16 protein-coding genes are annotated in these 13,428 nt (G+C 59.6%); 10 read left to right on the top strand and 6 right to left on the bottom strand.

Annotated features, from left to right (window positions below):
* Nucleotides 1–5: 5 nt before the first annotated feature.
* From ACSQ3J_RS01445 to ACSQ3J_RS01435, 3 genes are all read right to left on the bottom strand, one after another.
* Nucleotides 6–275, bottom strand: a complete 270-nt coding sequence (locus tag ACSQ3J_RS01445; protein ID WP_112834535.1) for a hypothetical protein — start codon at nucleotides 273–275, stop codon at nucleotides 6–8.
* Between the two features lie 125 nt (nucleotides 276–400).
* Nucleotides 401–823, bottom strand: a complete 423-nt coding sequence (locus ACSQ3J_RS01440; RefSeq protein ID WP_082512061.1) for a TIGR02301 family protein — start codon at nucleotides 821–823, stop codon at nucleotides 401–403.
* Nucleotides 824–877: 54 nt separating this feature from the next.
* Entirely contained in the window at nucleotides 878–1,300 is a 423-nt protein-coding gene (locus tag ACSQ3J_RS01435; protein WP_436038539.1) for an NUDIX hydrolase, read from the bottom strand.
* A 65-nt stretch (nucleotides 1,301–1,365) separates the two neighbouring features.
* On the opposite strand from ACSQ3J_RS01435, the gene ACSQ3J_RS01430 reads away from it, so the two are divergent.
* A complete protein-coding gene (locus ACSQ3J_RS01430) occupies nucleotides 1,366–2,130 on the top strand; it encodes an SOS response-associated peptidase (RefSeq protein WP_060503580.1) in 765 nt (254 codons plus the stop codon).
* A gap of 4 nt (nucleotides 2,131–2,134) precedes the next feature.
* Here ACSQ3J_RS01430 and ACSQ3J_RS01425 read toward each other — a convergent pair whose 3' ends face one another.
* Entirely contained in the window at nucleotides 2,135–2,272 is a 138-nt protein-coding gene (locus ACSQ3J_RS01425; protein ID WP_164491950.1) for a hypothetical protein, read from the bottom strand.
* Nucleotides 2,273–2,685: 413 nt separating this feature from the next.
* Here ACSQ3J_RS01425 and cysS point away from each other — a divergent pair, with 413 nt between their 5' ends.
* From cysS to cimA, 8 genes are all read left to right on the top strand, one after another.
* A complete protein-coding gene (cysS, locus tag ACSQ3J_RS01420; protein ID WP_436038538.1) occupies nucleotides 2,686–4,116 on the top strand; it encodes a cysteine--tRNA ligase in 1,431 nt (476 codons plus the stop codon).
* A 56-nt stretch (nucleotides 4,117–4,172) separates the two neighbouring features.
* The gene (locus ACSQ3J_RS01415) at nucleotides 4,173–4,427 is read left to right on the top strand and encodes an antitoxin (protein WP_436038537.1); all 255 of its coding nucleotides are present in this window, start codon (nucleotides 4,173–4,175) and stop codon (nucleotides 4,425–4,427) included.
* A gap of 14 nt (nucleotides 4,428–4,441) precedes the next feature.
* Nucleotides 4,442–4,846, top strand: coding sequence for a type II toxin-antitoxin system VapC family toxin (locus ACSQ3J_RS01410; RefSeq protein ID WP_436038536.1), 405 nt, complete (start codon nucleotides 4,442–4,444; stop codon nucleotides 4,844–4,846).
* A complete protein-coding gene (locus tag ACSQ3J_RS01405) occupies nucleotides 4,843–5,325 on the top strand; it encodes a GFA family protein (protein ID WP_436038535.1) in 483 nt (160 codons plus the stop codon). Before ACSQ3J_RS01410 ends, ACSQ3J_RS01405 begins: the two co-directional genes overlap by 4 nt.
* Nucleotides 5,322–5,816: a GFA family protein gene (locus tag ACSQ3J_RS01400; protein ID WP_436038534.1), complete on the top strand. Its 495-nt coding sequence runs from the start codon at nucleotides 5,322–5,324 to the stop codon at nucleotides 5,814–5,816. Before ACSQ3J_RS01405 ends, ACSQ3J_RS01400 begins: the two co-directional genes overlap by 4 nt.
* A 1-nt stretch (nucleotide 5,817) precedes the next feature.
* Entirely contained in the window at nucleotides 5,818–6,291 is a 474-nt protein-coding gene (locus ACSQ3J_RS01395; RefSeq protein WP_436038533.1) for a GFA family protein, read from the top strand.
* 34 nt (nucleotides 6,292–6,325) lie between these two features.
* Nucleotides 6,326–7,285, top strand: a complete 960-nt coding sequence (pip, locus tag ACSQ3J_RS01390) for a prolyl aminopeptidase (RefSeq protein WP_436038532.1) — start codon at nucleotides 6,326–6,328, stop codon at nucleotides 7,283–7,285.
* A gap of 210 nt (nucleotides 7,286–7,495) precedes the next feature.
* A complete protein-coding gene (gene cimA, locus ACSQ3J_RS01385; protein ID WP_436038531.1) occupies nucleotides 7,496–9,112 on the top strand; it encodes a citramalate synthase in 1,617 nt (538 codons plus the stop codon).
* A gap of 83 nt (nucleotides 9,113–9,195) precedes the next feature.
* On the opposite strand, the gene ACSQ3J_RS01380 is transcribed toward cimA, so the two are convergent.
* Both ACSQ3J_RS01380 and ACSQ3J_RS01375 read right to left on the bottom strand, forming a co-directional pair.
* The gene (locus tag ACSQ3J_RS01380) at nucleotides 9,196–10,077 is read right to left on the bottom strand and encodes a DMT family transporter (protein WP_060503571.1); all 882 of its coding nucleotides are present in this window, start codon (nucleotides 10,075–10,077) and stop codon (nucleotides 9,196–9,198) included.
* A 160-nt stretch (nucleotides 10,078–10,237) separates the two neighbouring features.
* A complete protein-coding gene (locus tag ACSQ3J_RS01375) occupies nucleotides 10,238–12,223 on the bottom strand; it encodes a bifunctional 2',3'-cyclic-nucleotide 2'-phosphodiesterase/3'-nucleotidase (RefSeq protein WP_060503569.1) in 1,986 nt (661 codons plus the stop codon).
* Nucleotides 12,224–12,467: 244 nt separating this feature from the next.
* On the opposite strand from ACSQ3J_RS01375, the gene rarD reads away from it, so the two are divergent.
* Nucleotides 12,468–13,406, top strand: coding sequence for an EamA family transporter RarD (gene rarD, locus ACSQ3J_RS01370; RefSeq protein ID WP_060503568.1), 939 nt, complete (start codon nucleotides 12,468–12,470; stop codon nucleotides 13,404–13,406).
* Nucleotides 13,407–13,428 lie beyond the last annotated feature (22 nt).

Below are 13,428 nucleotides of genomic sequence, written 5' to 3'. Positions count from 1 at the left end.
CGAAACTACTGCAGGGTGCGTTCCGGTGAGAATTCACCGGCCAGCATACGCTCGCGAAGCGAATTCAGCATGGCCTCGGCACCTTCTTCGCCATGAAGGCGGATCGTTTCGCGCATGGCAAGCGCAATGGCAGCGTCGGCAATGATTTCAGGCTCGATGCCATCGGCCATGCCATCCGCCCAGGCCTCATTCTGGTGTTCCAGGGCTGCCTGCATCTTCTCATGAACAATCATGTCGTCGATGTCATTCAGACTTGGTTCCATCATTCGTTCCATGCCGTTTCACGCTCTTTACTTGGCACCTGACTCAGGGCGATGCCACTTCTTACCACTCTCTTAACAACCTTAGCAGCCTTTTCCCAAAACGACACGGGCTCCTGAAGAAAGAGGTTAATTTATCGTTAATTTCCAAAGCGGGCGGTTATTTCTGAAGCAAGTGTTGCTCCTTCGGCACGGTATCGCTCGTCAGCGACCACGGCCGGAGCCGTGCAGGCCGTATAAACCGAGGCAAATGTCCGGTAGCCGCGGTTGAAGGCGGCGGTCATCCGCGCACGCCGGTCGGCTTCGCCCTTTGCTTCCTTGTTGAGCAGATCCTGCATCGATTGCCGCCAGGTATCTGCAGTGGAATCCTTGCAGAGGGTGCGCAAATAGTGAACGGATCCAAGGATTTCCGATAAACGCAGCAGGCGCGCATCATAAGGTGCAGGCTTCTCGGCGACAGCAACAGGCGCGCCCGCCGGTGGAACGCCCTGCGCCAGCGCGGCAAGCGGCAGGCAGGCAAAAGCCAGGAGAAGAGACGATCGTGCGGCCAGAAAACGGATCATTTCCCTTTCAAGCCCCGAATCATGCCTGCGGGCAAGTGGATTTTGGCGGCAGGCTCATCGCTGCCGCAGCGCCTCGAGTTTTTCCACGCATTCCCACACGCTTTCTGGAATGGGAAGGCCGAAGATTTCATCGGCCGTATACCAGCCGATATCGGCTGCATCGTCAGCCGCGATGGCAACAAGATCGGGGTCGGCGTCCACCGTGAACACCGAAAGAAAGAAATGCCGGGCACTCGGCCCGTCTGATTCACGCGGTGGTAGATCGTAAGTCTCGAACAGCAGCGGATTGCGTGGCAGAATACCGGTCTCCTCATGAAACTCGCGTACCGCCGTTTGCGCCGGCGTTTCGCCTGCCTCGGCCCGGCCGCCCGGAAACGCATACATATCGGCGGATGGCGGATTGGCGCGGCGCACGAGCAGGTAGCGCCCGTTGCGTTCGAGAACGGCGGACGAGGCAAGTTGGGGGGAAGCTGTCATATCGATGGAACCGGAAAAGTATTGAAAATCTTGACCCACCTTAGGCGAAGTGCGATTTGAAAGCCATGTGCGGACGATTTTCGCTGACGGCGACACCCAAGGAACTGGCGGATATTTTCGGTCTTATGGAGACTGAGGATTTTCCGGCGCGCTTCAATATTGCCCCGACGCAACCGATTATCATCGTCATGTCCGGTGAGAGGCAGCGCCCCGGCAGCAACCTGCCGGATCGCCGGGCGCTGCTGGTGCGCTGGGGGCTGACGCCGTCCTGGGTCAAGGACCCGCGCGATTTTCCGCTGCTGATCAACGCGCGGGCTGAAACTGCCGCGGAAAAAGCCTCGTTCAAGGCAGCGATGCGCCATAGGCGCGTTCTGATCCCGGCCTCCGGTTTCTACGAATGGCACCGGCCGTCAAAGGAAAGCGGCGAGGCGGCGCAGGCATACTGGATCAAGCCGAGAGACGGCGGCATTGTTGCATTTGCGGGACTGATGGAAACTTGGTCTTCGGCGGACGGATCCGAGGTCGATACGGCCGCCATCCTGACGACCTGTGCCAACACGCGCGTCGGCGATGTTCATGACCGCATGCCGGTGGTGATCAAGCCGGAGGATTTTGCCCGCTGGCTTGATTGCAGGACACAGGAACCGCGCGATGTCGCCGATTTGCTGGCCCCGGTCGATGATGACTATTTCGACGTCATCGCCGTGTCGGACAAGGTGAACAAGGTGGCCAATACCGGCGCCGATCTTCAGACGCCGGTGCATGTATCGGCGCGGCCTTCCTCAAAGCCGAAAGAAACACCTGCAAATCCGCAGCTGTCGCTCTTTTGAGCGATCAGGCCGGCTTTTTCACCGGCTTTGGCTTGATCTGCAGGGCAGCGGCAAGCACGGCCTTCAGGCCAAGCGGACGATATTGCTCGACGAGATTGGCCGCCGCTCGCGGACTGTTCTTGTCGGTTTTTGTGCCAGGCATTTCAAATTCTCCTCAGATGCTTCCCTAAGCGGAATCGCTTCGTCCGTTGTGTTCTCCACCAGAACGGCGCTCCTTATTGTGCCCCGGGAAACAGGCTTTAATGTGCAAGTTCTCAAAGCCTTGATTCCCCAGACATCTGGCCTCTCCAGATAAGCGCAATCATGACAAAACGATGACGAATAATCCAGTATTGCAACATAAGATGCTGGAGCGCGGCTGACCTCTTGACCAGGACGGATCGAAGCGCGATAAAGCAGCCCATGAAAACGGTTATCTGCTGCATCTGCCGGATTATTATTCGCTAGCCTCAACGCTGGCCTGGCCGTTTTCGTCTCCCAAAATCCAAGATGACAACGTGAAGGTCCAGCCTGGCGGCTGCGTGTATCCGGTATCGTGCGGAATGGGAGATGGAAATGAGCGGACTGCCAGACTTGAAGTTTTACAACACGCTGACACGGGAGAAGGCGGTCTTTGCGCCGATCGATCCCGATGACGTCCGCATGTATGTCTGCGGCCCGACGGTTTATGACTTCGCCCATATCGGCAATGCCCGCCCGGTTATCGTCTTTGACGTGCTCTACCGGCTGCTGCGCCATGTCTATGGCGAAAGCCACGTGACCTACGCCCGCAACATCACCGACCTCGACGACAAGATCAATGCGCGGGCGCTGCGGGATTTCGGCACAGAGATCGGCAATGGTACGCTGTCGCTGAACGAAGCGATCCGCCGTGTGACGGAGAAGACAGCGAACCAGTTCCATTCCGACGTGGCGATACTTGGCTGCCTTGAACCGACACACGAGCCGCGTGCCACCGAATTCGTGCAGCCGCGTGAGGACGGAAAGTCGGACATGATCACGCTGATAGGGCGGCTGATCGAACGCGGTCATGCCTATGAAACCAATGGCGAAGTCCTGTTCGATACCGTTTCGACGTCGGCTTACGGCGAGCTCTCCAAACGTAACCTTGACGAACAGCAGGCTGGCGCACGCGTCGCTGTGGACATTCACAAGAAAAACCCTGGCGACTTTGTGCTTTGGAAGCTCTCTTCGCCGGAGGAACCTGGCTGGGATTCGCCCTGGGGCCGGGGCCGTCCCGGCTGGCATATCGAGTGCTCGGCCATGGCGGCCGCCTATCTCGGCGAGGTTTTCGATATCCACGGTGGCGGGCTCGACTTGATCTTTCCGCACCACGAGAACGAGATCACCCAGTCGCGTTGCGCCCATGGCACAAAGGTGATGGCGAATGTCTGGATGCATAATGGTTTCGTGCAGGTCGAAGGCCGCAAAATGTCGAAATCCGAAGGGAATTTCGTCACGATCTACGAATTGCTGCACACCGAGACCTTTGGCGGCCGCAAGTGGCCGGGCGAGGTTCTGCGCCTGGCCATGCTGATGACGCATTACCGCGAGCCGATCGATTTTTCGATCAAGCGGCTGGAGGAGGCGGAGCGCCTGCTGGCCAAATGGCCGGCCGGCAAGCCGGGCGATACCGCGCCGGATGCGTCCGTGCTCAACGCATTGGCCGATGATCTGAACACGGTCGCCGCGGTGCAGGCCCTGCATGCGCTGGCATCGGCTGCGAATGCAGACCCGGCCGCATTGCCGGTCTTTGCCGCCAGTGCTGCATTGCTTGGCGTTCTGCCGAAGGAGGCGGAAGTTGACGGTGCGGTTGCATCGGCGGTCGATGCGCTTGTGGCGATGCGGCTTGAAATGCTCAAGGCCAAAAACTTTGCCGAGGCCGACAAGATCCGCGACGATCTCGCCGCCAAGGGCATCCAGCTGAAGGACGGCAAGGATGCGGCGACGGGCGAGCGGGTCACGACGTGGGAGGTCAGGCGCTGAACTTGTCTCACTGACGATACAGGCATATGCTGAGGCCTATGCCGAAGGAGGCTGTCATGAATGTCATCAAGGTTGACCAGGGACGCGAGGTAAAACTCTTTCGCAACGGCCGAAATCAGGCCGTCCGTATTCCCGTGGAGTTCGAACTCCCGGGAAACGAGGCGATCATGCGCAAGGAAGGTGACCGGTTGATCATCGAGCCGAAGAAGAAAAGCGGCTTGCTGGAGTGGCTTCGCGCGCAGGAACCGTTCGATGAAGAATTCCCGGACCTTGATGAAGACAGCCCGCTTCCGAAGGACTTCAGTCTGTGAACGGTGTGCTTTACATGCTCGATACGAATATTCTGTCTGATGCGATCCGCAACCCGTTCGGTATTGCAAGTCAGTACATGGAACGGGTCGGTGAAGATGCGCTGTGCGTGAGTGCCGTCGTCGCCTCCGAGATGCGCTACGGGATCAGGAAGAAAGGATCGCCGCGACTATCCCATCTCGTCGAGAATACCTTATCCCGCATTGCCATCCTTCCCTATGATGACGCGGCTTCCCAGAGCTACAGTGTCATTCGTAATGATTTGGAGCGTCAGGGTCAGCCAATCGGTTTGGCTGACCTCTTTATCGCCGCTCATGCATGTTCGCTCAATTTAACGCTCGTAACGAACAACACCCGTGAATTTTCCCGGGTCGAGGGTTTGAAAATCGAAAACTGGCTGGTGCCGGAGGAGCATCAATGACCGCTATCGTCCATACGGGCGGCTGCCAATGCGGCGGCGTTCGCTTTCGTGTCGAGGGCGCGCTTGGCGATGCGTCCGTCTGCCACTGCCGGATGTGCCAGAAGGCCGCGGGAAATTTCTACCTGCCGCTGGTTTCCGTGCGTCAGGCAAAGCTCAGCTGGACACGCGGCGAACCCAAGCGCTTCCAGTCCTCCAACGCAGCGTCGCGCGGCTTTTGCAGCGATTGTGGTACGCCGCTGACCTATGAAGCGCCGGATGGCGTGGCGCTGACGATCGCCGCCTTTGACCGGCCGGAAGGCATCGTCCCGACAATCCAGTGGGGCACCGAGGCCAAGCTGCCTTATGTGGATCACATCCCGCAATTGCCGGGCGAGGATACGATGGCCGATCAGGACGCCGTATCCTTCCTTGCCAATCTGGTTTCCTATCAGCACCCGGATCACGATACGGCCGAATGGCCGCCGGAGGAGCGCCAATGAGCATCAGCCGCATCTATACCGGCGGCTGCCAGTGCGGCGCGGTGCGTTACCGGGCGGAAGGAACGCTTGGCGATCCGCATCTGTGCCATTGCCGCATGTGCCAGAAGGCGTCCGGCAACTATTTCATGCCGCTCGCCAATGCGCCGCGCGCCAGTTTCAGCATCACCCGCGGCGCTCCCGGTTGGTTTCGTTCCTCGCATCTGGTCCGGCGCGGCTTCTGTTTCCTTTGCGGCACGCCGCTGTTTTACGATATGCCCGAGGCCGATTTCATCAATATCGTGCTGGGGTCGCTCGATGATCCCTATGACGTGCGGCCGCTGACCCAATCCGGCGTCGAATCGCGCATGCCCTGGTTTTCGCATCTGCCGGGATTGCCGGGCACGGAGACGGACGACGGCAGTGAGCCGATCACCGAACGGCATATTGCCATTCTGGAATCGAACCGCCAGCATCCCGACTACGATACTGAACATTGGCCACCGGAGGACTGAGATGACCGAAACCACCCGAACCGGAGGCTGCCAGTGCGGTGCCGTTCGCTTTAAGATCCATGGCGCCCTCGGCCGCCCGTCGATCTGCCATTGCCGCATGTGCCAGAAAGCCTTCGGTGGCTTCTTCGGCCCATTGGTCACCGTTGAAGGCGAGGCGGAATGGACCCGCGGCGAGCCGAGCTATTTCCAGTCATCCATCAACATTGCCCGCGGCTTCTGCGCCGCTTGTGGCACGCCGTTGACCTACAGGCATCCGGGTGGGCTCGAAATTGCCATCGGCGCCTTCGACAACCGCGACGATCTCGCGCCGCAGATCCAGGTGAATTTCGCCGCCCGCAATGCCTGGGTGACAACGATCTTCGACCAGCTGGTGCATGAAGATCCCAATTACTACATGCAGCAGGAACAGATCATCTCCTTCCAGCATCCCGACCACGACACCGAAGTCTGGCCGCAATTTCCGCACGCCTCCTGACCGGCGCTTAAGATCATCCTTGAAAGCAGACAGCATGACCGAAATTCTCCGCACGCTCTATCCTGAAATCGAGGCCTATGCGTCCGGCCATCTCGACGTTGGCGACGGCCACACGATCTATTGGGAAAAATCCGGAACGCCGGGCGCAAAACCGGCCGTCTTCCTGCATGGCGGCCCGGGCGGCACGATCTCTGCGAACCATCGCCGGCTGTTCGATCCAAAACTCTATGACGTGACCCTGTTCGACCAGCGCGGTTGCGGCAAGTCAACGCCGCAAGCGGAACTGGAAGCCAACACCACCTGGCACCTCGTTGCCGATATCGAGCGGCTGCGTGAAATGGCCGGCGTCGAACAATGGCTGGTTTTCGGCGGCTCCTGGGGCTCGACTTTGGCGCTCGCCTATGCGGAAAAACATCCCGAACGCGTGTCCGAACTCGTCGTGCGCGGCATCTACACGCTGACCAAGGTCGAACTCGACTGGTACTATCAGTTCGGCGTCTCGGAACTGTTTCCCGACAAATGGGAGCGCTTTATCGCACCGATCCCGGAAAACGAACGCCACGAGATGATGCACGCCTATCAACGGCGGCTGACAAGCGATGACCGGGCGACCCGTGTTGCCGCCGCCAAATCCTGGAGCATCTGGGAAGGCGAAACCATTACGCTTTTGCCGGAACCGTCGACCTCGACGCCGTTCGAGCAGGAGGAATATGCCCACGCCTTTGCCCGTATCGAAAACCATTTCTTCGTCAATGCCGGCTGGCTGGATGAGGGGCAGTTGCTGCGTGACGCCCACCAGCTGCATGGCATTCCCGGCGTCATCGTCCATGGCCGCTACGACATGCCATGCCCGGCAAAATATGCCTGGGCGCTGCACAAGGCTTGGCCGGAAGCCGAGTTTCACCTGATCGAAGGGGCAGGGCATGCCTATTCCGAGCCCGGCATTCTCGACCGGCTGATCCGGGCGACGGACGGGTTTGCGGGGAAGAATTGACATGACAGCGTTTGCCGCTTGCACCCCCCTCTGTCACTTCGTGACATCTCCCCCACAAGGGGGGAGATCATTCATTTCCCTTTCCAGCTTTCCGTTGAGGCGAGCACGGAGCATTCGGTTAATCTCCCGCCTTGTGGGGGAGATGTCGGCGTCGCCGACAGAGGGGGGTAATGTACCTCATGCTCGGAATACACGTTCGGAGGCCAGCCGATGACCCGCGAAAAAATCCACCTCTTCGACACCACGCTGCGCGACGGCCAGCAGACGCCGGGCATCGACTTTTCCGTCGAGGACAAGATCGCCATTGCCGCGCTGCTGGACGAGTTCGGCATGGATTATGTTGAAGGCGGCTATCCCGGCGCCAACCCGACCGATACCGAATTCTTCGGAAAAAAACGCACCCAGAACGCGCGCTTCGTCGCCTTCGGCATGACCAAGCGCGCCGGTGTATCCGCCTCCAATGACCCGGGGCTGACAGCACTTTTGCAGGCTGAAAGCGATGCGATCTGTCTTGTCGCCAAGAGCTGGGATTATCATGTCCGCGTCGCCCTTGGCTGCACCAATGAAGAAAACCTCGAATCGATCCAGTCTTCGGTCGAAGCTGTTGTCGCAAGTGGCAAGGAAGCGATGATCGATTGCGAACATTTCTTCGATGGTTACAAGGCCAACCCGGCCTATGCGCTGGCCTGCGCCAAGACCGCCTATGACGCCGGTGCCCGCTGGATCGTGCTTTGCGACACCAATGGCGGCACGCAGCCGCCCGAAATCCGTGACATCGTCGCAGCTGTGATTGCCCATGGCGTGCCGGGCGCCAATCTTGGCATCCATGCGCATAACGACACCGGCCAGGCGGTTGCAAATTCGCTCGCTGCCGTCGAGGCGGGGGTGCGCCAGATCCAGGGCACGCTGAATGGCATCGGCGAGCGCTGCGGCAACGCCAATCTGGTGACGCTGATCCCGACGCTGGCACTGAAGGAAACCTATACCAGCCGCTTCGAGACGGCGATCGACGCCGACCGGCTGCAGGAACTCACCCAGCTGTCGCATTCATTCGATGAACTGCTCAATCGCTCGCCGGATCATCAGATGCCCTATGTAGGCGCGTCCGCCTTTGCCACCAAGGCCGGCATCCACGCCTCGGCACTCCTGAAGGACCCGCGCACCTACGAACATGTGACGCCTGAAAGCGTTGGCAACCTGCGTAAGGTGATGGTGTCGGACCAGGGCGGCAAGGCCAATTTCATCAACGCGCTGAAGCGCCGCGGTATCACCGTTTCCAAGGATGATCCCAAGCTCGATCAGCTGATTTCCATCGTCAAGGAAAACGAGGCAACCGGCTATGCCTATGAAGGTGCTGATGCCAGCTTCGCCATCCTTGCCCAGCGCATTCTCGGCTCGGTGCCGGATTTCTTCCATGTCGAAAGCTTCCGCGTCATGGTCGAGCGGCGTTTCGATGCCAACGGTCATTTGAAGACCGTCTCGGAAGCGGTGGTCAAAGTCTCGGTCGATGGCGAAGCCACCATGTCGGTCGCCGAGGGCCACGGCCCGGTCAACGCGCTCGATCTGGCCCTGCGCAAGGATCTCGGCAAATACCAGTCTGAGATCGAGGACCTGGAACTGGTGGACTATAAGGTGCGTATTCTCAATGGCGGCACCGAGGCCATCACCCGCGTCCTGATCGAATCCGTCGACGGTACCGGTGCCCGCTGGTGGACGGTCGGGGTTTCGGACAACATCATCGACGCATCGTTCCAGGCGCTGATGGATTCGATCGTGTTCAAGCTGTTGAAGAACCGCGATCAGGCCGGTTTGGCTGCGGCCGAGTAGGGTATTCGCCTGCAAGCCCCATGTTGCTGTTGTGGAGGAGGCGCGCTTTCTTAACCGAGGGCGCGCGCCACCTCCTGCAATCGTCACGTCGGTGTCGGTTCGACTTTCTTGGCATTCGGCCGCCGCAGATTGAAGAGGTTACCAACCAGGATCAGTCCAGCGCCGATCGCCGTAAAACTGTCGATCGCCTCGGAATACAGGAGGAAACCCAGCACTGCCGACAAGGGCACCCGCAGATAATCCATCGGCATGACAACAGTGGCATCCGCGTGAGACAGCGCCTTCGCCATGCAGAAATGGGCAAACGAGCCAGCGAATGCGAACAGGAATATCCACGGCCATGTTGAGGCCGATGGCCAAAGCCAGACGTTGATCGCCGGAATGATCCCGATGATCGACTGGATGACGAGCATCCAGAAAAGGATTTTTGTTGCGCTGTCGGAGCGGGTCAGTGCCTTCGTGGAAATGAAGGAAATCGCAAACGCGAAGGCGGCGCCCAGTGTGATCAGATGGCCGGGATTGAGGGGCGCTGCCCCCGGACGCACGATGAGCGCCACACCTGCCAGACCGAAAAGGATCACGACACCTTTTCGCCATGTCAGCCGCTCGCCGAGGAAGATTGCGGCCAGAAACGCAGCCCAGATGGGGGCGGTGAACTCAATCGAAATGACCTGAGCCAGCGGAATGAGCGTCAGGCCCATCAACCAGGCATATTGCCCCGCATAGTGCGCAACGTTGCGGCCGATATGTTTGGGCAGGATGCCGGTTCGCATCGCTCTGATACCGCCTTCGCGATATACCAGCGGCAACAGCATGAAAAAGGCAATGACGGACCGCATCTCCATTGCCTGGAAAACGTCGAGCTCGCGGGTAATAACGCGGCCCGACACAGCCATGAGCAGGATCAGGACCACAGACGTCACCATCCATGCTGCCGCCTTTGCGATTGACGGGCTGTTATCCATGCGAGGTGTGCTTTCAAGTTCGAGTGGTGGCTCGGGATCACCTAGTATTATAGGGGGCGGGAGCTTGCCCGCCTGATTTAATCAGGCGGGCTAAGACGTCATGCCCCGGTACACTTCGGATCCTGTGCCGGTGGAGCGCGCCTATCGGAGCGCTCGAAAGTCACAACACCAGCCGGAATTTCGCAAACCCGTCCGCGCCATCGCCGGCATCCTCGATCTTCACGCTCTTGACATCAGCCATCAGCCCGCGTGCCTTCGGGCCGCTCTCGAACAGCGCCGTTGCACCTTCCACGGGCGCAAAACTCCAGTTGCCGTCGGCCGACGGGTTGATGGTGCCTTCGGCGATGATATAGCGGACGATGACGTCGCGGTTGGTGTCGGGGGCGGCGAAGACCACCTTGTCGCTGGCGATTTCCGGGAACTTGCCACCGCCACCGGCGCGATAATTGTTGGTGGCGACGACGAATTTCTGGGCCGGGTCGATCGGCTTGCCTTCGAACGACAGGTTGCGGATACGGTTGGAATCCGGGTTTACGGCCTTGCCGTCGCCGTCATATTTCGCCGGTTGCGACAGATCGATCTGGTAGGTGACACCGTCGATAATGTCGAAATTGTAGGAGGGGAAGGTGGTGTTGAGCAGAGCCACGTCCTTGGCGCCGGGCGCAACGGTATTGAACATGCCGGCCGACATTTCCAGCCAGTTCTTCACCTGCGCGCCGGTGATGACGACGGCCTGAACCGTGTTCGGATAGAGATAGAGGTCGGCGACGTTCTTGATGGCGATGTCGCCGGCCGGAACGTCGGTGTAGTAGTCCGCACCGCCGCGCCCGCCCGCCTTGAAGGGAGCAGCGGCCGAAAGAACCGGAAGGTCTTTGTATTCCGTGTCCTTCAGCATGTCCTGGATGTACCAGGTCTGCGCGTTGGAGACGATCTGCACCGAAGGATCGTCGGCCACCAGCGCAAAGTAGGAATAGAGCGGCGCCGAGGTCTTGCCGACCGGCGTGCGGACATAGGCAAGCGTCGCCTCGTGCTCGGCGCTGGCGGCGGCGAGGACATCGGCGCGGTCGGGCACATCAGCCACCACCTTCTTGTCTTCGCGGTGATAGATCGGCCGCGCCTCGGTGGTGAAATCGACGATCTTCCAGCTGTTGCCGTCCTTTTCCAAGAGAAGATCGATCAGGCCGAGATGCGAGCCCCAGAAGCCGCCCATGACGGCCGGCTTGCCAAGCAGCGTGCCCTTGACTGGATCGACGCCGTCGATGCCGTCAAAGCTCTTGGGGCCAGGGAAGACGAGATGCTGGTGGCCGGTAAACACGGCGTCGATACTCTCGACACCGGCAAGATAGAGCGAGGCATTTTCCATGCGGTCGCTCTGGCCGGAGCCATCGATGCCGGAGTGGGAGAGCGCGATGATGATATCGGCACCTTCCTCCTTCATCACAGGCACCCAAGCCTTGGCCGCCTCGACGATATCGCGCGTCTGTGCCTTCCCCTCGAGATTCTTGATGTCCCAGAGCATGATCTGCGGCGGCACGAAGCCGATGATGCCGATCTTCAGTTCGTTTGCGGCGCCGGAACCATCGGTGATGGTTTTTTCAACGATCGTGTAGGGCTTGAAGAACAGCTGGTCGTCCTTCGGATTCGCTGCGAGCTGCCCCTTGGTCAGGTTGGCGCAGACATAAGGGAAATTGGCACCACCCAGCACCTTGAACATATAGTCGAGGCCATAGTTGAATTCGTGGTTCCCCAGCGTGCCGGCCTCGTAGCCAAGCACGTTCATCGCTTTGATGACCGGGTGGACATCGCCCTCCTTCATGCCGTGCTGATAGGCCATGTAATCGCCCATCGGATTGCCCTGCAGGAAATCGCCATTGTCAACGAGGAAGGAATTACCGGCCTCGGCACGGATCTTGTCGATAATCGAGGCGGTGCGGGCAAGTCCCAGCGTGTCGTTCGGCTTGTCGCCGTAGTAGTCGTAAGGGAAGACGTGGACGTGGATGTCGGTGGTTTCCATGATGCGCAGATGCGCCTGGTTGGCGGCCGCGCGCGCGGCAAAGGGGTGCAGGAGAACCAGGGCGGAGGTGGCTGCGACACCGCTCAGGAGCGAGCGGCGGGTAATCGGGTGGAGCGCGAGGATGGATGACATCGTGAAGTCCTTATCTCTGACCGGTCATTGCCTGGTAAGGAACCTAAAGCGGCAAACGCCAGAATGCACCCCGTAAAATATCGGGTATTTTCGACAAGCTGCGGTGAAACAGCCGGGGCAGAGCATTGTGAGCATTGCTGTAGCAAGGTTCACGGAAATGAATTGGTTGATCACCCGTGTTTGGAGTAGGACGGCCGTAATGACAAAGGACTGCCATTGGCAGCCTGCAACGGGATGAAATGCCATGACTGACGCGAAACAAACACCAGCGGTGCAAAACGGCGATTCTCCTCGTGGCTTCGCCTTTGCGCTAACGGCCTATCTGCTCTGGGGTTTCCTGCCGTTCTTCATGAAGGCTGTGGCGCATATTCCGGCCTTCGAGGTTGTGGCGCACCGGATCGTCTGGTCGGTGCCGCTCGCCGGTGCCGTCTTGATCCTGCTTGGCCGCACGGAGGACGTGAAGGTGGCGTTGCGCAGCCCGCGCATGCTGAAGATGGCGATGCTGACGGCGGTGCTGATCACCATCAACTGGGGCATCTATGTCTGGGCGATCGGGGCAGGGCGGGCGCTCGAAACCGCGCTTGGCTATTATATCAATCCGCTGTTCTCGATCTTCCTCGGCGCGGTTCTTTTGAAGGAAAAGCTCAACCCGGCACAGATCGTGGCGATCGTTCTCGCCGCCATCGCCGTCGTTGTGCTTGCCTTCGATGCAGGTGGTCTGCCCTGGGTGTCTATCGGCCTGGCGCTGTCCTGGGGGCTTTATGCCTTCTTCCGCAAGACGTTGCCGGTTGGACCCAATCAGGGCTTCTTCCTCGAAGTGCTGTTGCTCAGCGTTCCCGCACTCGGCTATATCGCCTATCTGGAATTCACCGGGCAGGGCCATTTCACCGATACCGGCTGGGCCGATGTCGCGTGGCTGATGGCCTGCGGCGTGGTCACGGCGATCCCGCTGATGATCTACGCCAACGGCGCCAAGCTGTTGAAACTGTCGACGATCGGCATCATGCAGTACATCGCCCCGACGATGATCTTCATCATCGCCGTCTTCGTCTTCCACGAGCCTTTCGGCACATCGAAGCTGATAGCCTTCATCCTGATCTGGGCAGCGCTGGCGGTCTATTCGACATCGATGATCCTGGAAAGCCGCGCCCGCCGGGCAGCCGTGCCGAACGCGGCCGAATAGGCCAAAGCCACGCAAAATCCGC

Origin of the sequence: Rhizobium sp. LjRoot98 (assembly GCF_964252935.1) — a bacterium.
Classification (GTDB): Bacteria; Pseudomonadota; Alphaproteobacteria; order Rhizobiales; family Rhizobiaceae; genus Pararhizobium.
This window is presented reverse-complemented; position numbering and strand designations above follow the sequence as displayed.